This is a genomic window from Acinetobacter cumulans (genome assembly GCF_003024525.3).
In the GTDB taxonomy this organism is placed as follows: Bacteria; Pseudomonadota; Gammaproteobacteria; order Pseudomonadales; family Moraxellaceae; genus Acinetobacter; species Acinetobacter cumulans.
In genome coordinates, this window is sequence record NZ_CP035934.2 from 2,523,394 (window position 1) to 2,548,484 (window position 25,091).

The 25,091-nt window shown below is 40.6% G+C and carries 23 protein-coding genes, 2 tRNA genes and 1 pseudogene; 9 read left to right on the forward strand and 17 right to left on the reverse strand.

What is annotated here, in order from left to right:
• Position 1: 1 nt before the first annotated feature.
• Positions 2-1,510 (reverse strand): glycerol-3-phosphate dehydrogenase, encoded by a 1,509-nt coding sequence (glpD, locus tag C9E88_RS11970; protein WP_106985703.1) that lies wholly within the window; start codon positions 1,508-1,510, stop codon positions 2-4.
• A gap of 238 nt (positions 1,511-1,748) precedes the next feature.
• On the opposite strand from glpD, the gene C9E88_RS11975 reads away from it, so the two are divergent.
• Together C9E88_RS11975 and C9E88_RS11980 are read left to right on the forward strand one after the other, a co-directional pair.
• Positions 1,749-3,068, forward strand: a complete 1,320-nt coding sequence (locus tag C9E88_RS11975; protein WP_106985704.1) for an MFS transporter — start codon at positions 1,749-1,751, stop codon at positions 3,066-3,068.
• Between the two features lie 143 nt (positions 3,069-3,211).
• Entirely contained in the window at positions 3,212-3,640 is a 429-nt protein-coding gene (locus C9E88_RS11980; RefSeq protein ID WP_106985705.1) for a hypothetical protein, read from the forward strand.
• A gap of 61 nt (positions 3,641-3,701) precedes the next feature.
• Here the strand turns inward: C9E88_RS11980 and C9E88_RS11985 are convergent, their stop codons facing one another.
• Positions 3,702-4,370, reverse strand: coding sequence for a class I SAM-dependent methyltransferase (locus C9E88_RS11985; protein WP_106985706.1), 669 nt, complete (start codon positions 4,368-4,370; stop codon positions 3,702-3,704).
• A 269-nt stretch (positions 4,371-4,639) separates the two neighbouring features.
• Positions 4,640-5,488 carry a bifunctional methylenetetrahydrofolate dehydrogenase/methenyltetrahydrofolate cyclohydrolase FolD gene (gene folD / locus C9E88_RS11990; RefSeq protein ID WP_106985707.1) on the reverse strand — a complete coding sequence of 283 codons (849 nt, stop codon included), beginning with the start codon at positions 5,486-5,488 and terminating at the stop codon, positions 4,640-4,642.
• A 152-nt stretch (positions 5,489-5,640) separates the two neighbouring features.
• On the opposite strand from folD, the gene C9E88_RS11995 reads away from it, so the two are divergent.
• Both C9E88_RS11995 and C9E88_RS12000 read left to right on the forward strand, forming a co-directional pair.
• Positions 5,641-5,714 (forward strand) — tRNA-Cys (locus C9E88_RS11995).
• Positions 5,715-5,723: 9 nt separating this feature from the next.
• Positions 5,724-5,810 (forward strand) — tRNA-Leu (locus C9E88_RS12000).
• 201 nt (positions 5,811-6,011) lie between these two features.
• On the opposite strand, the pseudogene C9E88_RS12005 reads toward C9E88_RS12000, so the two are convergent.
• The 3 genes and pseudogenes from C9E88_RS12005 to C9E88_RS12010 all read right to left on the reverse strand — a co-directional run bounded on the left by C9E88_RS12005 (position 6,012) and on the right by C9E88_RS12010 (position 8,407).
• Positions 6,012-6,920 (reverse strand): annotated as a pseudogene (locus C9E88_RS12005) (helix-turn-helix transcriptional regulator).
• 97 nt (positions 6,921-7,017) lie between these two features.
• Positions 7,018-7,182 (reverse strand): hypothetical protein, encoded by a 165-nt coding sequence (locus C9E88_RS17630; RefSeq protein ID WP_165382512.1) that lies wholly within the window; start codon positions 7,180-7,182, stop codon positions 7,018-7,020.
• A gap of 229 nt (positions 7,183-7,411) precedes the next feature.
• Positions 7,412-8,407 carry an NAD(P)H-quinone oxidoreductase gene (locus C9E88_RS12010; protein ID WP_106985708.1) on the reverse strand — a complete coding sequence of 332 codons (996 nt, stop codon included), beginning with the start codon at positions 8,405-8,407 and terminating at the stop codon, positions 7,412-7,414.
• 131 nt (positions 8,408-8,538) lie between these two features.
• On the opposite strand from C9E88_RS12010, the gene C9E88_RS12015 reads away from it, so the two are divergent.
• Positions 8,539-8,889: a thioredoxin family protein gene (locus C9E88_RS12015; protein ID WP_106985709.1), complete on the forward strand. Its 351-nt coding sequence runs from the start codon at positions 8,539-8,541 to the stop codon at positions 8,887-8,889.
• Positions 8,890-8,905: 16 nt separating this feature from the next.
• On the opposite strand, the gene C9E88_RS12020 is transcribed toward C9E88_RS12015, so the two are convergent.
• Genes C9E88_RS12020 through C9E88_RS12030 form a run of 3 tightly spaced genes read right to left on the reverse strand, consistent with a single transcriptional unit; the run spans position 8,906 to position 10,018 of the window.
• A complete protein-coding gene (locus C9E88_RS12020; protein WP_106985710.1) occupies positions 8,906-9,166 on the reverse strand; it encodes a DUF2798 domain-containing protein in 261 nt (86 codons plus the stop codon).
• Entirely contained in the window at positions 9,159-9,500 is a 342-nt protein-coding gene (locus C9E88_RS12025) for a DUF3861 domain-containing protein (RefSeq protein WP_106985711.1), read from the reverse strand. Before C9E88_RS12025 ends, C9E88_RS12020 begins: the two co-directional genes overlap by 8 nt.
• Positions 9,500-10,018, reverse strand: coding sequence for a PadR family transcriptional regulator (locus C9E88_RS12030; protein ID WP_106985712.1), 519 nt, complete (start codon positions 10,016-10,018; stop codon positions 9,500-9,502). Before C9E88_RS12030 ends, C9E88_RS12025 begins: the two co-directional genes overlap by 1 nt.
• Positions 10,019-10,317: 299 nt before the next feature.
• Between C9E88_RS12030 and C9E88_RS12035 the strand changes: the two genes are divergently transcribed.
• A complete protein-coding gene (locus tag C9E88_RS12035) occupies positions 10,318-11,475 on the forward strand; it encodes a sterol desaturase family protein (RefSeq protein WP_106985713.1) in 1,158 nt (385 codons plus the stop codon).
• A 180-nt stretch (positions 11,476-11,655) separates the two neighbouring features.
• On the opposite strand, the gene darG is transcribed toward C9E88_RS12035, so the two are convergent.
• The 4 genes from darG to cysD form a co-directional block, all read right to left on the reverse strand.
• Positions 11,656-12,693: a type II toxin-antitoxin system antitoxin DNA ADP-ribosyl glycohydrolase DarG gene (gene darG, locus C9E88_RS12040; protein WP_106985714.1), complete on the reverse strand. Its 1,038-nt coding sequence runs from the start codon at positions 12,691-12,693 to the stop codon at positions 11,656-11,658.
• 9 nt (positions 12,694-12,702) lie between these two features.
• The gene (gene darT / locus C9E88_RS12045) at positions 12,703-13,338 is read right to left on the reverse strand and encodes a type II toxin-antitoxin system toxin DNA ADP-ribosyl transferase DarT (RefSeq protein ID WP_106985738.1); all 636 of its coding nucleotides are present in this window, start codon (positions 13,336-13,338) and stop codon (positions 12,703-12,705) included.
• A 134-nt stretch (positions 13,339-13,472) separates the two neighbouring features.
• Positions 13,473-15,086: a sulfate adenylyltransferase subunit CysN gene (gene cysN, locus C9E88_RS12050; RefSeq protein ID WP_106985715.1), complete on the reverse strand. Its 1,614-nt coding sequence runs from the start codon at positions 15,084-15,086 to the stop codon at positions 13,473-13,475.
• A 129-nt stretch (positions 15,087-15,215) separates the two neighbouring features.
• Positions 15,216-16,130, reverse strand: a complete 915-nt coding sequence (gene cysD, locus C9E88_RS12055; protein ID WP_106985716.1) for a sulfate adenylyltransferase subunit CysD — start codon at positions 16,128-16,130, stop codon at positions 15,216-15,218.
• A 323-nt stretch (positions 16,131-16,453) separates the two neighbouring features.
• Between cysD and C9E88_RS12060 the strand changes: the two genes are divergently transcribed.
• The 3 genes from C9E88_RS12060 (at position 16,454) to C9E88_RS12070 (ending at position 19,869) form a co-directional block, all read left to right on the forward strand.
• Complete coding sequence (locus tag C9E88_RS12060; protein WP_106985717.1) at positions 16,454-16,996, forward strand: hypothetical protein; 543 nt, start codon at positions 16,454-16,456, stop codon at positions 16,994-16,996.
• Between the two features lie 462 nt (positions 16,997-17,458).
• Complete coding sequence (locus C9E88_RS12065) at positions 17,459-18,097, forward strand: YqiJ family protein (protein WP_106985718.1); 639 nt, start codon at positions 17,459-17,461, stop codon at positions 18,095-18,097.
• Between the two features lie 68 nt (positions 18,098-18,165).
• Positions 18,166-19,869 (forward strand): flotillin family protein, encoded by a 1,704-nt coding sequence (locus C9E88_RS12070; protein ID WP_106985719.1) that lies wholly within the window; start codon positions 18,166-18,168, stop codon positions 19,867-19,869.
• 261 nt (positions 19,870-20,130) lie between these two features.
• Here C9E88_RS12070 and sucD read toward each other — a convergent pair whose 3' ends face one another.
• The 4 genes from sucD to odhB all read right to left on the reverse strand — a co-directional run bounded on the left by sucD (position 20,131) and on the right by odhB (position 25,079).
• Complete coding sequence (gene sucD / locus C9E88_RS12075; RefSeq protein WP_106985720.1) at positions 20,131-21,021, reverse strand: succinate--CoA ligase subunit alpha; 891 nt, start codon at positions 21,019-21,021, stop codon at positions 20,131-20,133.
• Between the two features lie 12 nt (positions 21,022-21,033).
• The gene (sucC, locus tag C9E88_RS12080) at positions 21,034-22,200 is read right to left on the reverse strand and encodes an ADP-forming succinate--CoA ligase subunit beta (RefSeq protein WP_106985721.1); all 1,167 of its coding nucleotides are present in this window, start codon (positions 22,198-22,200) and stop codon (positions 21,034-21,036) included.
• Positions 22,201-22,373: 173 nt separating this feature from the next.
• Positions 22,374-23,804 carry a dihydrolipoyl dehydrogenase gene (gene lpdA / locus C9E88_RS12085; RefSeq protein ID WP_106985722.1) on the reverse strand — a complete coding sequence of 477 codons (1,431 nt, stop codon included), beginning with the start codon at positions 23,802-23,804 and terminating at the stop codon, positions 22,374-22,376.
• Positions 23,805-23,864: 60 nt separating this feature from the next.
• Complete coding sequence (gene odhB, locus C9E88_RS12090; RefSeq protein WP_106985723.1) at positions 23,865-25,079, reverse strand: 2-oxoglutarate dehydrogenase complex dihydrolipoyllysine-residue succinyltransferase; 1,215 nt, start codon at positions 25,077-25,079, stop codon at positions 23,865-23,867.
• Between the last annotated feature and the right edge of the window lie 12 nt (positions 25,080-25,091).

Sequence of the window (25,091 nt, forward strand, 5' to 3'; positions counted from 1 at the left end):
ACTACGCAACATTCTTTTTCATACGGTGCTCATGTAGCGCCGTTAAATAATCATCCAATTGCTGCGCATCATCCACACTAAATTGCAAATACAGTTTCGTCCTACGTTTTAATATATCTTCACTACTCACTGCCCACTCATGCTCAACCAAATAATCGACTTCTAGCGCATACAAACCATGACCAAAGTTCAGCCCCAATTCATGCACTGATCCAGCTTGCTTGATCAAACTCCACACCCGTGTGCCGTAGGCATAAACCCAGCGCTGTATTGTATATTCGTCTAGCCCTTTTATTTTATACCCGATCTCAGTCGCAAGTTGGTCTATAGATGAAAACTGCTCTGCACCTGGCAATAACGCACTTTCCGTCCAGTGAGGTGCCAAATCACCAAAAAATGGCTTTAACTGTTCTAATGCTGCTTCTGCTAATTTGCGATATGTCGTCAACTTCCCACCAAATACCGAAAGTAGCGGTGCTTCATCAAGAGTTACATCTAGAGCCAAAGTATAATCACGAGTAACCGCAGCTGGGTTATCCGACTCATCATCACACAGCGGTCGCACACCAGAATAAGTTGCAATAATATCTAGCGCTGTCAGCGGTGTTTTAAAATGTGCATTGGACACATCCAATAAATAATTGATTTCTTCAGGGCTGATTTCGACTGTATTAGGGTCGCCGGTATACTCACGATCCGTCGTACCTATTAAGGTATATTGATTTAAGTACGGAATGGCAAAAACAATGCGTTGATCATGATTTTGCAAAATAAAGGCTTTATTTTGAGCATACAGCTTAGGCACAATGATATGACTACCTTGTACCAACCGTATACCATAAGCAGGTTTTAGCGCCAGACTTTGCTGAATAAATTGAGCAACCCAAGGGCCGGCAGCATTAACCAATGCCTTGGCTTTAATCCACAACCGTTGTCCATCTTTTTCTAATTCCAGCACCCAAACACCCGCCATACGCTGTGCGGACAAACAAATCGTTCGCGTCATAATTTTAGCGCCATGCTCATGTGCCAGCATTGCATTCACCACCACCAGACGCGCATCATCAACCGTACAATCGGAATATTCAAAGCCTCGGCTAAAATTCGCTTTTAACGGGCTGTCAGGGCTTTCAAAAAATACTTGTTCTGACCCGAGTAACTGTTCACGCTTACCTAAATAATCATAGATAAATAGACCTGCTCGAATTAGCCATGCAGGCCTTAAATGAGGCTGATGAGGCATAATAAAACGCATAGGATGTACCAAATGTGGGGCTTTCTTTAACAGCACTTCACGTTCTGCCAATGCCTCACGCACCAAGCGAAATTCTTTATGCTCTAAATAACGCAAACCACCATGTATCAATTTAGAACTCGCAGAAGAAGTATGCGAAGCCAAATCATCTTTTTCACATAAGAAGACACTTAAACCGCGTCCTGCCGCATCTGCAGCAATACCCGCACCATTGATTCCTCCACCAATGATCGCCAAGTCATATAAATCATGCATAAGCGTCTCCTCTTATTGTTATTTTCAGTGCATTTTTTAATTCTTCCAATCCCAAGTCACCATTCCATCACTAAGAAAAAATTCACTCAACTTATATTTACCACCACTCAGCATGAATAAGTGCTCAATTCAATGTAACACCTCTTCGGCATAATGAACATTTTATATACAATTTGTTTAATTTCGTTACCTTTCCAGTAAAGCAGCAGACTTAAGATAAAACTTCAAACAAAAATAAATGGATATAACAATGACGAATACCGCAATGCAGCCTGCGCCGCTGGACACCAAAACGCGGGTTAAATCCATCTTGGGTGGTTCTGCTGGCAACTTAGTTGAATGGTATGACTGGTATGTCTATGCTGCCTTCACACTCTATTTTGCCCATGCCTTTTTCCCACAAGGTAGCCAAACTGCCCAACTCCTCCAAGCAGCAGCCATTTTTGCTGTCGGTTTCCTCATGCGACCAATTGGTGCATGGATTATGGGAGTTTACTCTGACAAAAAAGGCCGTAAATCGGGTTTAACCCTGTCTGTTACGCTCATGTGTATTGGCTCATTAATGATTGCCATCTCACCTACACATGACCAAATCGGCATCTTCGCGCCCATTATTTTAGTGGTCGCACGGCTAATTCAAGGCCTAAGTGTTGGCGGTGAATATGGTGCCAGTGCGACTTATTTAAGTGAAATGGCTGAGAAAAACCACCGAGGCTTTTTTTCGAGTTTCCAGTATGTGACCTTAATTGCTGGGCAGCTCACTGCGCTCTGCGTTTTACTGATACTGCAATGGCTACTGACAGAGCAACAGCTACATGATTGGGGATGGCGTATCCCATTTTTCATTGGTGCTTGTTTGGCTGTTGTGGTGTTCCGTATCCGTCGTGGCTTACTCGAAACACAATCATTTCAAAATGCACAAAAAGAAAAAGACCAACCTGAATCTGGCTTACTTTCCTTATTTAAACACTATCCTAAAGAAGCTTTTACGGTGCTCTTTCTTACCGCAGGGGGTACTTTGGCTTTTTATACCTATACCACCTATTTACAAAAATATTTGGTCAATACTTCAGGCTTTAGCAAACCCGCCGCAACGCAAATTACCACCTTAGCTCTGTTTATTTTCATGTGCTTACAGCCTGTTGCAGGTGCATTGTCTGATAGAATTGGTCGTAAACCTATTATGATCGCCTTTGGTGTATTGGGCGTTCTATTTACATACGTGCTGTTTGATGCCTTGGGACAAACACAGGACTATTGGACTGCATTTTGGTTATGTTTAGCAGGTCTCATCATTGTTACAGGCTATACTTCTATTAATGCTGTAGTAAAAGCAGAGATGTTCCCTGCGCATATTCGTGCTTTAGGTGTTGCACTTCCTTATGCGCTAGCCAATACAATTTTTGGGGGTACTGCAGAATTCTTTGCGCTCAGCTTTAAAGAAGCAGGTCATGAATCGTGGTTCTTTGTTTATGTCACCGTGATGATCTTTATTTCACTGCTGGTATATATCTTTATGAAAGACACTAAACACCATTCTCAAATTAAAGAACACTAAGCGCCCTGCCACTGCTCAACTGCAGTGGCATATTTCCACACTGCATCATGTTTTTATAAGGTCACCTGCATTTTCGCCATCGAGTCTAAGGTCTGTTTATGTCATACTCAGCCATAGAAATAACAAGACTGGAAATGACCTTCATGAAAATAGCACTTAAATTGTTTACTTTAGGATGTTGCACCACATTTTTAGCAGCTTGCCAAAGCACTCCCCAAACTTATAATGGCCATGCTGGGTATCAAATTGAAGCACAAAATGCCACAAGTGCGACGCTGGCTTACACCTTGGCTGGACGACAAAATCAACAATTAGACGAAAATAAATTACAGCGCGCCTGCCAAAAAGTACTTGGCCAACATCGCACATTTAAGCTGAATATTTTAAGTATTAATGAAATTGCCAACCCAGCAACCACAGCGCAACAATATGGTCGTCAAATTGGCAACTCTCGTGCAAGCTTTGGGCTGAGCAATACACCAGACCTACGTAATACAGACAACCTCGGTGCACAAAATGCACTAGATGCACGCCCTGCAACCTTACGTGTGGTGCGTTACACTTGCTCATAATGCAGTAAATGCACAAAAAATAAGACGCATTGGCGTCTTATTTTTTTACAGCAGTCACTTTTTAGAGCGTCTTATAAAAGCTGACATTGCGAAACTCAGGTGATTCATCCAAATCTGGCCAAGTGGTTGCACTACGCTCATCGAGTTTTTCATACTTTAGATGACTAAAATTTTTGACACGACTGTCTGCTACCCAAACCTCTGGCGCAAACTTTAAAAACTCATCTAAGAAAAAACGGTTACACTGGTCATACAACACATCCGCCGCCAACAGAATATCGACTTGCTCTGCCTTATACAGATCATCTAAATATTCAAGCTCAACATTATTCAACTCGGCATTTGCACGACAAGCATCCAAGCTCACTTGATCAATATCACAGCAAATCACACGCTTTGCCCCTGCCATTTTGGCAGCAATTGCAACTACACCTGAACCCGCACCAAAATCCAACACCACTTTGTCTTTAACATGATGAGGTTCTGCCAGCAACCACTGCGCCATCGCAAGCCCTGAAGCCCAACAAAAAATCCAATACGGCGTGTCATTCCAAATACGGCGAATGACTTCGTCATCCATTTTATCCGTTGGAAATACAGGAGGAATCAGCCACAAAGAAATTAGGGTTTCAGGCAATTGCTGTGCATGCAATTCACAGTGTGGAATCACATTATGCAGTGCTTTAAGGAGGTGCTCAGGGGCTTGGGGGAATTGGAAAGTACAGCTCATATTAAGCCTTGGGGATAATTTTATTTGAATTTATAAACGTATTGGATACACGACATCGTCATCTGCTGCTGTTTGAGGCAGACCTCATTCAAATTAACACTGTTTCTGCGACAACATTAATCAAAAGACAAAATATGTCGAGTTCAGCAGATGACAAATGGTTTTCTTGCGAAGCTCGCTTCTCATTTTGCCGAAACAAAAGTAGCATACGAGCTTCTTACATTTATAAGTCACAACGGAAAGACTCCGCCGCAACAATGGCAACTGTATTAACCTAAAGCTTTTTCAGCAGCTTCAACAGTTTGACGAATCAAAGTTGTAATCGTCATAGGGCCTACACCGCCTGGAACTGGCGTATAAGCAGAAGCAATTTCTTCAATACCTACCAATTGAATATCGCCAACACCACCGCCATCACGTGGATGGAAGCCAGCATCTACAACCACTGCGCCCGATTTAATCCAATCTTTTTGAATCAATTCAGCTTTACCAACAGCACCCACAATAATGTCTGCTTGCTTAACAAAGCTTGCTAAATCTTGTGTACGTGAGTGGCAAATCGTTACTGTTGCATTCGCTTCAAGTAGCATTGCAGCCATTGGTTTACCCAAAATAGCAGAACGACCCACAACAACCGCATGTTTACCCGCGATTTCGATGTTGTTTTCTTTCAAAATCGTCATGATGCCAGCAGGTGTAGCTGAACCGTAAGCTGCTTCACCCATTGCCATACGGCCAAAACCTAGGCAAGTCACGCCATCTACGTCTTTTGCAAGCGAGATTGCATCGAAGCAAGCACGTTCATCAATTTGAGCAGGGACTGGGTGTTGTAACAAAATACCGTGAACATCTGGGTTTGCATTTAATTTTTCAATTTCAGCAAGCAATTGTTCAGTTGTGGTTTCTTTAGGAAGTTCAACTTTTAATGAATCCATACCGACACGGCGGCAAGCATTTCCTTTCATACGCACATAAGTTGCAGATGCACCATCGTCACCTACCAAAATAGTCGCAAGAATTGGGGTACGACCTGACTTCTCTTTTAACGCTTCTACGCGTGTTAACAAGTCAGCTTCAATTTGCTTCGCCAATGCACGACCATCTAAAACTAATGCCACGGCACATCTCCAAGTGATGATATGAATCAATTTTGCACATAATACATGATAATTTTAATTATTTTCCGCTATATGCTGTTTTTATGCGCATCCGAATGAACAAGCTATTGTTTTTTTTTCTGAGCTTGCTAATATACGCATCAACAAGACATGGCGGGGTGGCAGAGTGGTCATGCAGCGGACTGCAACTCCGTGTACGCCGGTTCGATTCCGACCTCCGCCTCCATCTTGTTAAGCCCGAGTGGTGAAATCGGTAGACACAGGGGATTTAAAATCCCCCGACCTTCAAGTCGTGCCAGTTCGAGTCTGGCCTCGGGCACCATCTTTCTACTACAGATTGATTGGTGCATATAAAGAACCCAGCGTTAAGCTGGTTTTTTTATGCCTAAAATTTGGCTTTCGCATCATTTTATTGGTCAATCCCCCTTCTTCGTTTTGAACGCATAAAAAAAAGCACCCTTACGGATGCTGTGGAAAAACAGTTAAAATTTTATTTATTTTGAAATAATTTCAATATTTATAGCTAAGCACATTGATCTTGCAAATACATCGCCAAGCTCTGTTTAAGTTCTTGCCTTAAACTTTCTGGCTGTAAAATGGATAAGCCTGGTATCCAAAAACGTATTAAAGGCAACAGTTGCATGGTATGTGCAATCTGACAACTTAAAATTAATGCCCCATCTTCCAGCTCTTGTAAGGTCTGTTGCTCTGGCAACAAGCGTCGTTACTTAAAATAACTTGCAATATTCGAAGCGACTTTAATCTGCACCTCAAACTTATCTTGACCAAACCAAATACTGTCTTCATCTTGCAAACTGCTTAACACAGTATGATCTGGAAGAAATGTCTCATATTCATGCTTGGTTGCTTGTAGCTGCATGTGGCTTAAACGATAAGTTCTTAATTGTCCTTTACGGACAGCCGCCAAGTACCAACTACCATGATGATGAATTAAACGATAAGGCTGTACCAATTTAGGTTCATTTTTATATAAAAAACCAATTTGACGATGCTGCTGTATAGCACTACTTAAGCTTTGAAATAATTCAATATATAGTGAGGCATCTTCATATTCGTAACCTTTAGCGCTATACACCTCTGATGCCTGCTGATTTAACAGTTCCTTTAAAAAAGGCAAATCTAATGAGGGATACAGTTGCTCTACCCCTGAAATTTGAGCAAAGTGCTTAAAATCATGAGGCTTAACTTTGGTTAAATAGGCAGGGTCTAAATAGAATTTTTTGCTTTGCTCATCTTGTAAAAGTGGCAAATTACTACTCATACGATCAAAGTCACGGCTAATCGTTCTTGTGCTGACTGAATATTCAAGCGCCAACTCTTTTATCGACAAACGTGCTCCTGCATTTAGCTTGGTCAGTATACTGGCCAAACGCTCAGCAAGACGTTCATGCGTCGAAGGATTTTCTTTCATACAATCTCTTTTTAATACGCTTTTTAAATAGCGTTATTTTTAGCGACAACCTACCCGATTTAATCCCAAGACACCTAAACTCACATGAAGCTGGGCTTTAATTTTGTGCTAAACGGTCAATATATCGCTCTAGATGCAACATAGCTTTATAGAGTTTATGCAAATCTCGCACAACCACTTTATTGCGTATAATTCCTTTATGTAGACGCTTTAAAGCTCGACCACTATGCAAATCCGTGTAAGCATTTGGAATAATTTTCATAATCCCTCCCTGAATGTGATTTAACACAAAATTTCAAAAAATAGTGTGATTTATTAATTACCTAATTTATACAAAACTTTGGACAGGTTGTGTCGAATAATTTGCATTTTTTTTACTTTTTGGCAAATTTTATGATTTATTTTAAGCACATAATTTGACGCACCTCACACTTTCTTATAAAAAACAAAAGCCAGCTCAAAGAGCTGGCTTTTATTCAGTTTTTGCTCATTTATGCAGTCACATTTACCACAACTTTTCCAATATGCTCACCCGTATCCATACACGCATGTGCTTCTTGAATTTGATCAAAAGTAAATGTCTTATAGATCATTGGTAGGCACTCGCCTTTTGCCCATAGCGGTGCCACATGCTGTTGCAAGCCTTGTGCAATTTCGGCCTTTTCTGCGGTATTACGCGCACGCATCGTAGAACCTGTAATAGTCAAACGCTTCATCATGATTTGCCCCAATTTCACGTCTTTGGCTTTTGCACCACCTAAGAAAGCGATATACACCAAACGCCCGTCACGGCGTAGCAGATTCAAGTTCTTTTCTAAATACGGCGCGCCCACCATATCTAAAACCACATCCACACCGCCATTCTCGGTTGCGTCATTAATCACTTGCTCAAAATCTTGAGTTTTATAGTTAATGGCTGTGGTTAAATTTGAAATAGCTGCTACTTTTTCATCTGAACCCACGGTTGCAAATGACTTTAGCCCCAAAGATTTACATAACATTAGCGCTGTGGTGCCAATACCGCTTGCGCCACCATGCACCAGTACGGTTTCACCAGCTTTGGCATGCGCCATTTGGAATACATTAGCCCAAACTGTAAAGAATGTTTCAGGAATGGCCGCCGCTTGAGTAAAGCTAACACCTTCAGGAATACGAATGGTTTGGCTTTCAGGCACCACGCAATATTCCGCATAACCGCCACCATTGGTCAGACCGCAGACTTTATCGCCCACCTTAAACAAAGTGACATCAGTACCTACAGCAACTACTTCGCCTGCAACCTCTAAACCAGGTACTGGCGTCACCCCTTTCGGCATTGGGTATAAGCCTTGGCGTTGCAAAATATCTGGGCGGTTAATACCAAAGGCATGCACTTTGACCAAAACCTCATCGGCTTTAGCTTCTGGGATGGCAACGCTTTCATAAGCCAGTTTATCAACACCGCCTGGCTCAGTAATAATGACCTGTTGCATGCTTTGCTGTGACATTGTTTTTCCTTTTCAATTATTGACTATTCATCTATCTAAGCGCTATTTGAACATAGAAATACCTTAGAATGAATAATCATGGACTTATGTATAATCTGTACTGTATTTCGTAAATGAATAATAGGCCGAGCATGTCTCAGATTGTTGAATACAATGAAGATAACGCCAGTGACTATGAATGGTTTGATGGTTTTGCCGTGATTCGTTTCTATTCAGACTGGTGCGCGCCCTGTGTGCAGAACTTCCCTGTATTTGAACAATGTGCAAGCCAAATGTCAGCAGAGCATGCACAGCTCAAATTTGGCAAGGTCAATGTTAACTCTTCGCCTATACTGACCTTGCGTTATAACGTTTATGGTCTACCCTCAACTTTGCTGTTTTATCGTGGGCAAGTCATTCAACGTATTGCAGGTGCCAAATCACTCTCTGAATTAACAACCATCATTCAAAGCGCTATGCAGTCACACTCAGATAATGACTAAGCAAATTCCCCAGCCCTTATTTGGAATTCGGTTCATTCGGTAAACGTACAAACTTCATTAACGTATTACGCACCAAAGGCAAGACCACCAAAATTAATGGAAATGCCATCATCCACGATAGACTCCAAGCATGTAGCCAAATTCCTAAAAAGCCCTCAACCGCACCGACTTTTAAATAAATATTAAAGCAAGAAATTGCACCACTCATAATGCCAGATAGGATCAAAGGCATTAACCACGTGAGATGCTTAGGATGAAATTTTGGGAGATTATTCATGGCTTTCACCTTGTTCTATCGTCGCTGATTGTGCATTTTGAGTTTTCACGGTTTGTTTCAGTGTTTTCATAAACTGACCGAAATGCGGCATGAAATCTTTAAATAAAGGATGGTCTTTATTTTCCAGCAAGGTTTCACCAAACAGTTTTAAACCCACAGCAAAGGCTTTGGTCTTTTCATCATCTAACAATTGCGCTTTGCTCAAATGCTCCAGCACCTTAAACATATCATCATGGTTGTAGGCATTAAACTGCAAAGCTTCTGTATAGGTCGATGGATTGCCCTGTGCATCGGCAATGTGTTTGAGTGTAATTTCATATTGATGCTGTTTCACTAAGACACCTCCATACGGCTGATTTCGACGGCCGCCTGATCGATTTTTTCTGCAATGGCATACACCTGTTCAGATGTCAGTTCACAGTGCTGAATTTTGATGCGTAGTGATGCTTTTAGGTTTTCCATCGCACGCTTGATGTCAACGTATTGTTCATTGTTATGAATTTGCTTGCGGGTATCAAAACGGCACAGAATTTTCTCTACTGTGGCTTTTTCTGCATCTAGGTGCTGTATGCCTGACTGCGTAACGCTGTATTGTTTACGGTCTTCTGCATTCAGTTCTGCGTGTATGTATTGCTGTTCTTCGAGGTAATTCAGCGTTGGGTAAATTGTCCCTGTGCTTGGGCTGTAGCCACCGCCGACGATTGCACCGACATCTTTGATAATATCGTAGCTGAACTTAGGCGCTTGAGAGATCAAATGTAGCACCAATAGTTTCATGTGCCCTGCTTCAAACAAGCGTTTGCGGGTTTTAGCAGGACTATCGTTAACAGCAAGAAGGTCAGAATTTGACATCGCAAAGATACACCTTAAGATTTATTAAGATATATCTTATATTAAATTAAAAAATTTTCAACTCTGTATACACAATCAGCACAAATGATTTATTTTCTGCCCTAACGTGAGCTTTAGCGTTTGATTTGCTGGGCAATGTGTTGAAATTCAACTCTGTTTTGGCAGTACATCTTGGTGATGTGTACAGCCTAAAATTTTTCAGCATTCGATTTCATCGCACAATTTCGTATATAATTCGACTGTGTTTAAATTAAGCATACCGCCTAAAACCAATAACAATCACGATATAAAGAATAACAATGACCGATCATCTGCGACATAAATTTGAGAATCTTGAACTTCAAGCTGGCCAAGGCAAAATCAGTGCGTTTATGTCCATGTCCTTAGGGCTTTTAGGCATATTTTCTGCTTTGTGCTTTTTGTTTCCTAGTGTACTAACCACCCCCGAATTACGCCCACTGTATAGCAAGCATTATGATGTGTTTTATTACACGCTTTTGGCGGGAATTGTTTTGGCTGCGGGTTTTGGGGCTTATAGCGCCATTATTAAGCAAAATAGATATGGTTTTTATGGGCTGTGTTTTAGTTTGCTGGCTGTGGTTTTGGGCTGTGGCTTAATTAAAGCGCCTACGCTTCCTGCTTTGCCATTTTATGCAGGTTTTGATTACTTTGTGATTACGCTGATTATTTTGGCGGCTGTGTTTATTCCGCTTGAAGGTTTTTTTGCCAAAAATAAGGAACAAAAGTTATTGCGTGTAGGCTGGGTGACAGACATGAAGTATTTTATGTTTAGCCATGTGGGGATTCAGCTGTTTTCGTTTTTAACCGTAATGCCAATTCAATATTGGATTACGCACCTGCCTTCTAACCCGATTGTTCCTTGGGTGCAAGCGCAGCCGATGTGGCTGCAGTTTATTGAGCTATTAATTGTGGTAGATTTCACAACCTATTGGTTGCACCGTGCTATGCATGAGGTGAATTTTTTATGGCGTTTTCATGCTATTCACCATTCTACGGAGCAAATGGATTGGCTGGCGTCTTCTCGTTTGCACATTGTTGAAGTTTTAATGACGCGCTTTATTGCTACTTTGCCTATTTTTCTTTTAGGTTTTCATACTTCTGCGGTATTTGCGTATTTGGTGTTTATTTCTTTTCACGCGATTTTTATTCATTCGAATGTGCGTTTTCGCTTTCCGTATTTGCGCTGGATTATTGCTACACCTGAGTTTCATCATTGGCATCATTCTTCGGAAAAGCCTGCGATTGATAAAAATTATGCTGCTTTTATTCCGCTTTATGATGTGGTGTTTAAGTCGGTGTATATGCCGAATCATTTGGCGAGTGTATATGGGACAGTTGGCTATAAGATTCCCAATAGCTTTGTAAAGCAGTTCACTTGGCCGTTTAAGCGTTATGTAAACAAGTTGAAGAAGCGTTTTGGCAAAGATTCGATTTGAGTGAAAAAAGCCCTGCTACTAAAAGACATCTGCGTGTTTTAACAGGGCTACTATTAGCTGCGAAAAGATCTGAATTTGACATTGTAAAGATACACCTTAAGATTAATTAAGATGCATCTTAATGCATTTTTTAATTCTTCATATTAAATTAAACAAAACCACCTTGATGGTGGTTTTTAATTACAACAATACATAATTGTTTTGTAAGTTTTTATATGCGATATCAATTTGACGTGGAGTAAAATTTTTTTTGTTTAAATTCCAATTGTGAATTTTATTTACTAAATCTTCCCTATTATTAGATCCTTCATATTTAGCTACCCAATGAACAGATGCTAGTAACTCTAAACCATACCTACTTTCAAAACCATCTACTATATCTGTAACCTTTTCGAAGCGCTCTAATGTCTCAGGATAGCTTTTAAGAAACTCTCTAGCTTCTTCAATTGCTCCCGGCACCAAGCTTAAAGCTTTCGATGGATCATCTCCACCATCATCATAACCATGAATATAATGACCTTCCATCACATTCAATACATGTCTTAGATTATCTGCATAAGGACCATAATGCGCCTTTGTATAATTCAAACGTAATGGCTCGCCAACTTCTTGCATAAAATATAAAAGTTTCTGAACCTCCAATAATGATACAAAAGGATCCAATAAACCCTTTAAATATCTTTGCATTAGCTCAATTAAAATTGCACGCCCAGGCGTCATTTTGGGAACTTTCTTATTGATAACTTTCTCAATTTTTGTATCTAAACTTAGTGGTTCGAAAACAAGAATATCAACATCAGATAGATCACTTAAATGTTGAACTATTTTATCTTTTACATTATGCCAATCTAAACCACCTAAACCTGCACCTAATGGAGGTATTGCAATTGAGCTTATTTTTTTATTCTTAATTTCTAAAGCCAAACTATTTAAACCTGAATCTATATCTTCGATACGACTAGCACCTTTCCAATGTCTTTTTGTTGGGAAATTAACGATATATCTAGGATTTGTTAATTCTAGTGTTTCATAAACAAACATTTTTCCAGGTACTACTTCGTTATGTTTACAAGCTAAAGCATATTGTTTAAAGTTTTCTGGCCATGCTTTTTTAAATTGAAGAGCAATACCTCTCCCCATTACTCCTACACAATTAACTGTGTTTACAATAGCTTCGACATCTGCTTTTAATATGTCGCCATGAGTAAATCTAATCATAACGAAATCTCAATAATACCATTCTGGCATAATTCTAACATGAGGCCTATAGCTTTGACCAACCAATACAGTGTTAACTCTAGTCAACATAGCTTGATTACAAACACCTATTTCTTTAACTAAGCTCCATGGAATTGAATTCTCAATCAAAAATTCTGCTTGTTTTTGATCTCGGCAACTACTCCAATATCGACTGAAAATAGCATTCCAGTCTAATAAAATTAGATCACTTAAATTATTGTAATCTTCAAAAAATCTAGATCCAGCATTAGTAGAGGTAAAGACCCAACGTCTACTATTAGCTATTGCCCATTGAACACATTCATGCATATCAAAACGTAAATGAATGATATTAGACTGCCCTCCATCGTAGGTTAAATCCGAATTACCCTGATTAATCATATATAACATTACTGATCTAGGACAGAAATAGAATGGAACACATTGCCCTACATATAAATTAGGATAACAACTTAAAGTCAGCTCCGTTAAACGCCTTTGCTTTATATGACTTAGACCAATTACCGTACCACCAAACTGATTTTGAGACACAAGACTATCTGACAATAATCCATGGGATATTATCGAAGAAAGTTTATCAATGTGTGCTATATGATATAATTCAGGGTTACGTGGTACTGTCATCGAATCATCCATGAAATTTTTCTATTTCTTTTTATTGGGATGCTTAAAACAAAATCAACTTAAATCGTTAAATTTATATATTTTTTATAAAAACCCGCCTTTCGGCGGGTCTTTTTTTAAATCAATTCAACCAATTACAGACGAACTAACTCAACAATTTTCTCAGCAACTTCTTCAGCAGACTCAACTGTATAAGTCACATCAGTACCTTCAGCAGTATCTGTAATCACAACCACACCAGTTTCACGAACTAGTGCAATTTGCTCTACAGTTAAACCAGCTTTCGCAATCGCAACTACACCTTGCTGAATCAACAAACTTTCAATCGCTTGCGCATTTTCAAGGGCTTTCGCAGTCACAGTTACCGCAGCAGGTTTTTGACCTAAACGTGCAGCACGCACTTCAGCAGTCACAGGCTCGTTGTGTGCAGTCCATTCAATTGCAGACTCAACCATACCCGCACCAACAGTTACGTTATTTAAACGGTCAATAAAGATAAATGAACCTGTGTAACGGCTGTCTTGATAGCGGTCAAATACCACTGGCGCATCAAACTCGATGGTTACATCCGCAATTGAGTTTAACTCAAGCTCAGACACTTCCATTTTTTCCAATGTGTTTACATTGGTACGATAGTTGATTTTCGCAACTTTCGCAGGAATAGTTTGTGTACCAAACTTCACGTTATACAGTTTGCCAACCACTAAAGGCGCATCTGTCATCCATACCACAGAGGCACGTGCAGAACGTGAAATTAACGGTTGTTCGCCCGCTTTTACCAACACGTTACCGCGTGAAATATCAATTTCATCATTTAGCGTAAGTGTTACCGCTTGACCTGCAACAGCATAGTCTAAGTTACCGTCAAAAGTCACGATTTCTTTAACAGTAGACGACTTACCAGATGGCAATGCAGTAATGGTATCGCCAACTTTCACTTCACCAAGTGCAATCGTACCGCAGAAGCCACGGAAGTCGAGGTTCGGACGGTTGACATACTGAACTGGGAAACGGAATTCGTGCTTGCTCGTATCATGCGAAATTTCAACAGTTTCCAAAGTCTCCATTAAAGTCTGACCTTGGTACCAAGGTGTAGATGGAGATTTGTTTACAACGTTATCACCATTCAACGCAGAAATTGGCGTGAAGATAATGTTCGCAGGTTTACGGTCGCCCAATTGGTTTACGAACTCGTTGTACTCTGCTTGAATTTCATTGAAGCGCGCTTCAGAGAATTCAACCAAGTCCATTTTGTTCACTGCAACCACAATATTACGAATACCCAAAAGACTCGCAATGAATGAGTGACGACGAGTTTGCGTTTGAACGCCATAACGCGCATCAATCAAGATGATCGCTAAATCGGCAGTCGACGCACCAGTTGCCATGTTACGTGTGTATTGCTCATGCCCTGGGGTGTCGGCAATAATGAACTTACGTTTTTCAGTAGAGAAATAACGATAAGCCACGTCAATGGTAATACCCTGCTCACGTTCCGCTTGCAGACCATCGACAAGTAAAGCCAAGTCAGGTGCATCACCCGTAGTACCCACTTTTTTAGAGTCACGTGTTACGGCTTGCAATTGATCTTCATAAATCAATTTTGAATCGTAAAGCAAACGACCAATTAGAGTCGATTTACCATCATCCACGTTACCGCAAGTCAGGAAACGTAGAAGGTCTTTATTTTCGTGTTGTTTTAAATACGCCAAGATGTCTTGGCTAATTAAATCTGATTGATGAGACATTGCTCAAAGCTCCACATATTCTTTTGAAATCGGTTTCTTTTAATCCCCCTGTTTCCCCCTTTATAAAAGGGGGACTTTCTCCTCTCTTTTTCAAAGATGAGCGGCACTGCTGCGCAAGGGGAGAGATTCTTAGAAGTAACCTTCCTGCTTTTTCTTTTCCATCGAACCTGCTTCGTCATGGTCGATCATACGGCCTTGACGTTCAGATGTGGTAGCTAAAAGCATCTCTTGGATAATTTCCGGTAAAGTTGTTGCAGTTGATTCAACCGCACCTGTAAGCGGGTAACAACCTAAAGTACGGAAACGCACCGATTTCATTTGTGGCACTTCACCTTCGTTCAAACGCATACGCTCATCATCAACCATGATCAGTGTACCGCTACGCTCAACCACTGGACGTTCAGCAGCCAAGTACAAAGGAACCAATTTAATGTTTTCGAGGTAGATGTATTGCCAAATATCCAACTCAGTCCAGTTAGACAATGGGAACACACGAATACTTTCGCCTTTGTTCACTTTACCGTTGTAAAGGTTCCAAAGCTCAGGACGTTGGTTTTTAGGGTCCCAACGGTGTTTAGTATCACGGAATGAGTAAACACGTTCCTTAGCACGAGATTTCTCTTCGTCACGGCGCGCGCCACCAAAGGCAGCATCAAACTGATATTTATCAAGTGCTTGTTTTAAGCCTTGAGTTTTCATGATGTCAGTATATTTAGAGCTACCGTAATCGAATGGGTTTACACCTGCATCCTTACCTTCTTTGTTTTGATGCACGATCAAATCAAAGCCATGCTCTTTCGCCATGTTGTCACGGAAAGTAATCATGTCTTTAAACTTCCAACCCGTATCTACATGCAGTAGTGGGAATGGTAGTTTGGCAGGATAGAATGCTTTCAATGCTAAATGCAGCATGACTGCTGAATCTTTACCAATCGAGTAGAGCATGACTGGGTTTTCAAACTCAGCTGCTACTTCACGGATAATATGAATACTCTCAGCTTCTAGCTGTTTAAGATGAGTAAGTCTTTCCTCATTTAACGACATGGACAACACCAGCTTAGAAAAACGTGTACTTATGACACTTTTGAAAATTTATATTCATTATAGTGATTTAGTTATCTAGACTATTGCTTGTTTTATTATATTGATATGCAAATTCGTCATATAAAACTTTGCTGATAGTACATATCAATTTTAATTAATCAATAAAGCACACTATATCAAACCAGCTGATTCTAGCGCTTTAGCGCCAAAATATTAAGTTTAGGTAACAATAACGCCATAGTTAATAACTCTTAAGCATGTATTTGCAAGTTTCATTTTTCACTTTAGATTAAAGTGAATCTAGCCAATCTCACCCATAGACTATGCCTTATAGCCATTTTGACCTTGAAGCACTTAATGCCCGCTTAGCACAGGCGAAACTTGCTGGCTTTATCTATCAGCATCAGCAACACATGCTTATTTTACAAGAAGCCTTGAGCGAAGACGGTTCAGCACTAAATAATTTTGTACAACATGAACTGAGCTCTGATCAATTAGGTCTGCAATTTGGTCTACGACTTTCGGAGCAAAAGTGGGAATTTGTGATTGGGATTACCCACAGCAACCAAGACCGTCGCTATGAAATTGGTGCGGGTAATTTAAAAGGCGATCAACGGGCCTTTAATTTACTGTATGCGTTTTATAATTATCCGAAAGGTTTTTATACCATTAGTATGCCCTTGGCCTGCAATGCTACCCAATTAAAAAATGCCATTGAAGAGCAACTATATGCACTGCCTGAAATGGCATTTTTAGACAGCGCTGTAAAAACCAATCCTATGGGTGAACAAGTGCAATGGATGAAAGCATTTATTGAACAAAATGCCTTAGATATGAAAGTCCGTATTCAAACCTCTTTACTCTAAATACGAGCCTATGTACACCAAACACATCGTTTGAAATAACAAAAGTTAAAGCACTGTATGAAATTAAGATGCGCAGGTATTGAAATCATGCACCTACTCTGTGGTTTAGCCAGTTAAATAAGGACTGGCTAAGTTCTATTCTGAAGGCTCAAATACAAAAATAATAAAGCTGAGTCAATTTAAAACATGTAATTTGAGTAAACGCATGCTGTATTTTTACCACACTTAAAGCGTGACTCAATCAAACAAAATGCCAATCTTCCAAGATTTAAAGCACGTTTTATGCAAAAAATATGTAATTGAGATGAAAATTTCTTATACATTTTGACAATTTTTGTCAGCTATTTTTTACACAACTCCATCATTCAATGGTATCTTTAATTGAATAAATATGAGTAGCCAGCAAATATTTAAGCTTAAATGTTTGAAACAAAACTCCAAATATAAAAGAGAACAACCTATATGTGGGAATTATTCACACATCCAGCGAACATCGCATTTAGCACCAGTTTGTGCTTAATGTTTTTGTTTGGGATTTTTGAAATTCTGCTAACAATCATTGGAGGCGGTTCACAAACACTGCTTGACCAATTTTTAACAGATAGCGCAACTCCCAATGCAGAAACACACATTGATGCCGATCACGGCTTAATGGGTAAGGCTTTAGATTGGCTTTACTTAGGACGTGTTCCTTTGTTTGTTTGGTTAATTATCTTTTTAACAGCCTATGCGCTCACAGGTTTTATCATTCAAGGCATCACCCTTCAAATGACCGACATGTTGTTTAATGTTTGGCTTATTTCATTTGCTTGCCTGTTTTTATGTATGCCTGTGGTTCGCACTGTAGCGAAGTTAGTGGCAAAAATCTTACCTCAAGATGAAACGATGGCCATTTATAGTGATGAGTTAATTGGCCGTACAGCAACCATTATTTTGGGTGAAGCACGACAAAACTACCCTGCTCAGGCCAAAGTGATCGACCACCATGGCACAACGCATTACATTTTGGTCGAACCTGAAACCGAAGCGACATTTGGTCAAGGTCAGTCTGTTATTTTAACGCATAAAATCAAAACCGTTTTTCAGGCTGTATCTGTATAAGTACTTTAATTTATTCTCTTTAATTTTATTTTTTATTCAATTACAACAATCTTGAGTTATTTACAACAATGTTAGACATGATTCCAAGTAGCCTACTCATTAGCGTAGGCATTATCTTTGCAGCATTTATTTTTATTGGTTTTATCTTGGCTCGACTTTACCGTCGCTCAAGCAAAGAAATTTCTTTTGTGCGTACTGGCTTTGGCGGTGAAAAAGTAATTTTAGGTGGCGGTGCAATTGTGCTCCCTGTGTTACATGAAATTATTCCAGTCAATATGAATACCCTACGCCTAGAAGTACGCCGTGCGGATGACCAAGCGCTGATTACCCGCGACCGTATGCGTGTGGACGTGATGGCAGAGTTTTATGTACGTGTAAAACCAACTGCTGACTCCATTGCAACAGCAGCACAAACTTTGGGTCAAAAAACCATGTCACCCAATGAGCTGAAAAATTTAGTTGAGGGTAAATTTGTTGACTCGCTTCGTGCCGTTGCCGCTGAAATGGCGATGGAAGAATTACATGAAAAACGTGTCGACTTTGTGCAAAAAGTACAGCAGGTCGTATCTGAAGATTTGCATAAAAACGGTTTAGAGCTTGAGACTGTTTCATTAACGGGCTTAGACCAAACTGGCTTTAAGTACTTTAACCCACAAAATGCCTTCGATGCCGAAGGTTTAACTAAACTCACAGAAACCATTGAAGACCGCCGTCGTAAGCGTAATGCGATTGAACAAGATGCTGACTTAGCGATCAAAACCAAAAACTTAGAAGCAGAACAAGCTCGCTTGCAGATTCTACGTGAAGAAGAATATGCCAAGTTACAACAAGAACGTGAAATTTCTGTACGTCGCGCAGAACAGCTTGCAGAAATTGCATCGCAAGAAGCAGCTAAAAAACGTGAAGCTGAAGAAGCGCGTATTGCAGCTGAACGTGAAGTCGACTTAAAGCGTATTACTGCTGCCCGTGACGTTGAAAATCAAAATATTCAAAAGTCACAGATCATTCAGCAAGCACAAGTAGAGCAAAAGAAAACCATTGAACTGGCTGAGCAAGACCGCGCAATTGCGATTGCGGAAAAATCTCGTGCAGAATCTGAAGCCAAAGCACATGCCGATCAAGCTCGCGCTCAAGCGGTAAAAGCTGAAGAAGAAGTGATTACCGTCCGCCAAATTCAACAAGCAGAGCGTCAAAAGGCTGTTGAATTGGTATCTGCAAAAGAAAAAGCAGAGAAAGAAGCGATTGCAATTACTGTGGCTGCCGAAGCAGGCAAACAAGCTGCTGCTGATGATGCTGAAGCGATACGTATTGCAGCTGAAGCAGAAGCCGAAAAAGTTCGCTTAAAAGCCAAAGGTGAAGCAGATGCGAAAGTTTTGCTCGCACAGGCGATGGAAAAACAATATCAAGTGGATGCTGAAGGTACACGCGCTGTAAACGAAGCAAATAACGTATTGTCATCTGAACAGGTTGAAATGCAGATTCGTTTAGCGATGCTGAAGTACTTGCCTGAAATTATCCGTGAAAGCGTAAAACCAATGGAAAACATTGACGACATTAAGATTTTGCAAGTCAATGGTCTTGGTGGTGTAACTGGCTCAACAGCTGGTGTTGAAGGCGAACAAGGTCAAGTTGCATTGTCTGATCAAGTCGTGAATAGTGCCCTACGCTATCGCTCTCAAGCCCCGCTAATTGACAGCTTAATGAGTGAACTTGGCATTCAAGGTGGCGATATTAATGGCTTAACTCAAAGCTTAAAAACCAGCAAAAACTAAGTTTTGAGTGAGTTATACATTCTGGATGAATTAAAAAAGCAGTGTTCGCACTGCTTTTTTATGGCTTCGTTTTTTTCAGAGCCTTCAAACTTCACTCTTATTTAAGAGTAGGCTCAATCTTCTCATGCAGTTTCACTTAACCCTAAAACCGAACAAATACCCAAGCCATTATTGCTCTTATATACAAGCTTAAAAACGCCTTTTAGCGCACAAAAAAAAAGAGAATCCTAAGACTCTCTTTTTTATGTTTAGATCAAGTATTTAAACCAGACCTTTGCCTTTTAGCACTTCGTACATGGTCGAGCCTAATTCAGCAGGACTGCGTGTATACGCCATACCCGCTTTTTCAAAGGCAGCAAATTTTTCTTCTGCTGTGCCTTTACCACCCGAAATAATCGCCCCAGCGTGACCCATACGTTTACCTTTTGGCGCAGTTACCCCAGCAATATAACCAACCACAGGCTTAGTTACATTCGACTGGATATATTCAGCTGCCTCCTCTTCCGCTGTACCGCCAATTTCACCAATCATAATGATGGCTTCGGTTTGTGGGTCTTCTTGGAACAGTTTCAAGCAATCAATTTGGTTCATACCCGGAATTGGGTCACCGCCAATACCAATACAAGTCGACTGACCAAGACCAAGCTTGGTAGTTTGCGCTACAGCTTCGTAAGTTAATGTGCCTGAACGCGAAATAATACCAATTTTGCCTGCTTGGTGAATATGACCTGGCATAATGCCAATTTTGCATTCACCTGGGGTAATAATACCTGGACAGTTTGGCCCAATTAAGCGTGCATTATTACCGTATGTTTCTAAGTAACGCTTGGCTTTGAGCATGTCTAAGGTTGGCACACCTTCTGTAATTACAACAATCAGCTCAATACCCGAATCAATGGATTCGATAATTGAATCTAAAACAAAAGGTGCAGGTACATAGATAGAAGTTGCCGTCGCACCTGTTTCACGCACTGCTTCTTTCATAGTATTGAACACGGGTAGGTCTAAATGTTTTTGACCACCTTTACCCGGCGTTACACCACCCACAACTTTTGTACCATAAGCAATTGATTGCGCAGAATGGAATGTCCCGTTTTTACCAGTAAAGCCTTGTACCAATACTTTTGTGTCTTTATTTACTAATACGCTCATGCTTGATTCCCCTTAGCCTTTTACTGCAGCAACTATTTTTTCTGCAGCATCGGCTAGGCCGTTTGCAGAAATCAATTTCAGTCCAGATTCGTCTAGTAGTTTTGCTCCGAGTTCTGCGTTATTTCCTTCCAAACGCACCACTACAGGCACAGTCACATTGACTTCTTGAACCGCCGCAATAATTGCTTCAGCAATCATGTCACAACGTACAATTCCACCAAAAATATTGATTAAAACCCCTTGTACAGATGTATCTGCCAAAATAATTTTAAAAGCTTCAATTACACGTTCTTTGGTTGCACCACCACCAACATCAAGGAAGTTTGCAGGTTGTCCACCATACAATTTAATGATGTCCATGGTCGCCATTGCGAGGCCTGCACCATTGACCATACAGCCAATATTCCCTTCTAAAGCCACATAGTTGAGGTCAAACTCAGAGGCTTTAAGTTCACGCTCATTTTCTTGCGATTTATCGCGTAGCGCTGCAATTTCAGGTAAACGATACAAGGCATTTGAGTCGATACCAATTTTTGCATCAACACATAAAATTTCGCCATTTTCACGTACAGAAAGTGGGTTAATTTCAAATAAAGCAAAGTCATTTTCAATGAAAGCTTGGTAAGCTGCCGTCATAATTTTGACAAATTGGTTGATTTGACCATCTTTAAGATTTAAAGCAAATGCCACTTCGCGGGCTTGGAATGGCATTAAACCCACCAATGGATCAACTTCAACTTTAATAATTTTTTCAGGTGTTTCTTCTGCGACTTTTTCAATTTCGACACCACCTTCAGTGGATGCCATAAACGTCACACGACGACTTGAACGATCTACAACTGCACCTAGGTACAATTCGCGCTCTACAGGATATACATCTTCAGAAACCAAAATACCGCTTACAGGTTGACCCAATGCATCTGTTTGATAGGTCACTAAGCGTGAACCAACCATTTGGTTAACGTAGTCTGTCGCTTCTTGTACAGATTTTACAACCTTAACACCACCTGCTTTACCACGGCCACCTGCGTGAACTTGGGCTTTGAGTACTGCAAATTTACCACCCAATTGCTCAAAAGCTTTTACCGCTTCTTCTGCAGTCGTAACAAATACGCCTTCTTGGACTGGCATGCCATATTTTTTTAATAACGCTTTGGATTGGTACTCATGTAAATTCATTCAATTACCTTTTTACTGCTTTTACTTTGTTATTACCGACCAATATTTAGACATCCATCAACACAATATTGGCTTGTTATTCAATTTCTTTATTCTTTATTAATAGATGATTGTTCATACAAAAACAACCATCAAAACAAAAAAGAGCGGCCAAAGCCACTCTTTTTAACATCTTATTTACGTTTACGCTGAATCGCGTGAATCGCACGTCCATCGACTGCAAGCGCAGCTTCATGAACCACTTCAGAGAATGTCGGGTGACCGAAAGTCATTAACTGAAGATCTTCAACACTTGATACAAACTCAAGCGCGATCATACCTTGGTGTACGATATCAGATGCTGCAGGTCCAATCACGTGCATACCAAGTAAACGATCCGTTTTTGCATCTGCAACAAACTTAACAAAACCAGCACCTTCGCCAGCAGCCAACGCACGACCGTTCACAGCAAAACCGAATTGACCAGTTTTAACTTCGTGACCTTTTTCAGTCGCTTGTTGTTCTGTTAAGCCTACCCACGCCGCTTCTGGGTGTGTGTAGATTACAGAAATGATCGTGTCATAGTTCACTTGTGCTGCATGACCGTGAATACGTTCAACAGCCATTACGCCTTCTTCCATTGCTTTATGTGCAAGCATTGGACCGCGTACCAAGTCACCAATTGCGTATACGCCTTCAACTGAAGTTGCACACCAATCGTTCACTTCAACTAAACCACGTTCAGTCAATTTAATACCGCAGTCATCAGCCAATAGACCTTCTGCATAAGCACGACGACCCACACAAACGATTAATTTATCGAATGCTTGAGTTTTTTCTTCGCCGCCTTGAGTGTATTTAACTGTAACTTCAGAACCGTTGATTTCAGTACCAGCAACTTTAGCGCCAACACGGATATCAAGACCTTGTTTAGTTAATAGTTTTTGGTAGTCTTTTGCCAAAGCTTTGTCAGCCATTGGTAAGAATGCATCCATTGCTTCAAATACAACAACTTCTGCACCTAGACGACGCCAAACTGAACCAAGTTCTAGACCGATTACACCTGCACCAATCACACCAAGACGCTTAGGCACTTCTTGGAATTCTAATGCGCCAGTAGAGTCAACAATGATGTCTTGATCTACAGGAGCTACAGGAATATTTACAGGTACAGAACCAGTCGCAAGAATCACGTATTTAGGTTCTAAAATTTGAGTTTCGCCTTCGTGAGATACGAACTCAACTTTTTTACCAGCAAGTAATTTACCAGTACCTTTTAACCATTCAATACCGTTACCTTTTAATAACTGGTCAATACCGCCAGTTAATTGGTCAACGATTTTGTCTTTACGTGCAAGTAATTTTGCAAGGTCAAACTTCACTTCACCTGTTGTAATACCGTGGTCATCTAAGTGATGAACTGTATCTTCATAACGGTGAGATGAATCAAGTAATGCTTTAGATGGGATACAACCCACGTTTAAGCAAGTACCACCTAAAGATGGTTTACCTTTATGAATACGTTTTTCAATACAAGCTACTTTAAAGCCTAATTGAGCAGCGCGGATAGCAGCTTCATAACCACCAGGACCGCCACCAATAACAACTAAATCAAATTGAGACATGTGTATCTCCAAAAATGGGCCTAGAGGATCACTCTAAGCCCATTGCATTATTCTGAAGTATTAAAGATCAAGGATTAGCTTAGCTGGTTCTTCTAACAATTCTTTGATTGTTACAAGGAAGCCTACTGCTTCTTTACCATCGATTAGACGGTGGTCATAAGAAAGCGCTAAGTACATCATAGGCAAGATTTCTACTTGACCATTTACAGCCATAGGACGTTCTTGGATTTTATGCATACCCAAAATCGCAGTTTGTGGCGTATTTAAGATAGGTGTAGAAAGCAATGAACCAAAAGTACCACCATTAGTAATAGTGAACGTACCACCAGTCATATCTTCGATGCCCAATTTACCATCACGCGCTTTACCAGCGTATGCACGGATACCGTTTTCAACTTCAGCATAGTTCATGCGGTCAGTATCACGAAGCACTGGAACCACTAGACCACGATCAGAAGAAACCGCTACACCGATGTCGTAGAAACCGTGGTAAACAATGTCATCGCCATCAATTGAAGCATTTACAGCTGGGTAGCGTTTAAGTGCTTCAGTTGCCGCTTTAACGAAGAATGACATAAAGCCAAGACGTGCACCATGACGCTTTTCAAAAGCATCTTTGTATTGCGCACGCATTTCCATGATTGGTTTCATGTTCACTTCGTTAAACGTAGTCAACATTGCTGTTTCTTGAGTAGCAGCAAGTAGACGTTCAGCAACACGCTTACGAAGACGAGTCATTGGAACACGTTTTTCGATGCGTTCGCCTACAGCAACACTTAGCGGTGCAACAGGAGCAGCAGCTGGTTTAGTTTGATGATTTGCAACATCTTCTTTAGTAATACGACCACCGCGACCAGTACCCGCAACATCAGTTGCAGCAATACCAGACTCAGTTAATGCTTTACGCACTGCAGGTGCTTGGTCAGCAACTTGAGCACGTTCAACAATCGGTGCATTGCCCGCTTGAGTTTGTGCAGCAGCTTGTTCTACTTTCTCTTCAGATTGAACTGCTTGAGTTGCTGCAGCGCCAGAAACAGCACCTTCAGCAAATTCAGCAATCACTTCAGCAGAAAGAACAGTATCACCTTCGTTTTTGATGATTGTAACAAGCGTACCATCAGCAGGAGCTACAACTTCTAAAACAACTTTGTCTGTTTCAATATCACAAATCACTTCATCACGTGATACTGCTTCACCAGGTTGTTTGTGCCAAGTTGCAACTGTACCGTCAGCAACTGACTCTGGGAATACCGGTGCTTTAATTTCGGTTGCCATTATTAAGAATCT

Coding starts and splice junctions, on each gene's coding strand:
- glpD (WP_106985703.1), bottom strand. CDS start 1,510: ATGCATGATTTATATGACTTGGCGATCATTGGTGGAGGAATCAATGGT.
- C9E88_RS11975 (WP_106985704.1), top strand. CDS start 1,749: ATGGATATAACAATGACGAATACCGCAATGCAGCCTGCGCCGCTGGAC.
- C9E88_RS11980 (WP_106985705.1), top strand. CDS start 3,212: ATGAAAATAGCACTTAAATTGTTTACTTTAGGATGTTGCACCACATTT.
- C9E88_RS11985 (WP_106985706.1), bottom strand. CDS start 4,370: ATGAGCTGTACTTTCCAATTCCCCCAAGCCCCTGAGCACCTCCTTAAA.
- C9E88_RS17630 (WP_165382512.1), bottom strand. CDS start 7,182: ATGAAAATTATTCCAAATGCTTACACGGATTTGCATAGTGGTCGAGCT.
- C9E88_RS12010 (WP_106985708.1), bottom strand. CDS start 8,407: ATGTCACAGCAAAGCATGCAACAGGTCATTATTACTGAGCCAGGCGGT.
- C9E88_RS12015 (WP_106985709.1), top strand. CDS start 8,539: ATGTCTCAGATTGTTGAATACAATGAAGATAACGCCAGTGACTATGAA.
- C9E88_RS12020 (WP_106985710.1), bottom strand. CDS start 9,166: ATGAATAATCTCCCAAAATTTCATCCTAAGCATCTCACGTGGTTAATG.
- C9E88_RS12030 (WP_106985712.1), bottom strand. CDS start 10,018: ATGTCAAATTCTGACCTTCTTGCTGTTAACGATAGTCCTGCTAAAACC.
- C9E88_RS12035 (WP_106985713.1), top strand. CDS start 10,318: ATGACCGATCATCTGCGACATAAATTTGAGAATCTTGAACTTCAAGCT.
- darG (WP_106985714.1), bottom strand. CDS start 12,693: ATGATTAGATTTACTCATGGCGACATATTAAAAGCAGATGTCGAAGCT.
- darT (WP_106985738.1), bottom strand. CDS start 13,338: ATGACAGTACCACGTAACCCTGAATTATATCATATAGCACACATTGAT.
- cysN (WP_106985715.1), bottom strand. CDS start 15,086: ATGTCTCATCAATCAGATTTAATTAGCCAAGACATCTTGGCGTATTTA.
- cysD (WP_106985716.1), bottom strand. CDS start 16,130: ATGTCGTTAAATGAGGAAAGACTTACTCATCTTAAACAGCTAGAAGCT.
- C9E88_RS12060 (WP_106985717.1), top strand. CDS start 16,454: ATGCCTTATAGCCATTTTGACCTTGAAGCACTTAATGCCCGCTTAGCA.
- C9E88_RS12065 (WP_106985718.1), top strand. CDS start 17,459: ATGTGGGAATTATTCACACATCCAGCGAACATCGCATTTAGCACCAGT.
- C9E88_RS12070 (WP_106985719.1), top strand. CDS start 18,166: ATGTTAGACATGATTCCAAGTAGCCTACTCATTAGCGTAGGCATTATC.
- sucD (WP_106985720.1), bottom strand. CDS start 21,021: ATGAGCGTATTAGTAAATAAAGACACAAAAGTATTGGTACAAGGCTTT.
- sucC (WP_106985721.1), bottom strand. CDS start 22,200: ATGAATTTACATGAGTACCAATCCAAAGCGTTATTAAAAAAATATGGC.
- lpdA (WP_106985722.1), bottom strand. CDS start 23,804: ATGTCTCAATTTGATTTAGTTGTTATTGGTGGCGGTCCTGGTGGTTAT.
- odhB (WP_106985723.1), bottom strand. CDS start 25,079: ATGGCAACCGAAATTAAAGCACCGGTATTCCCAGAGTCAGTTGCTGAC.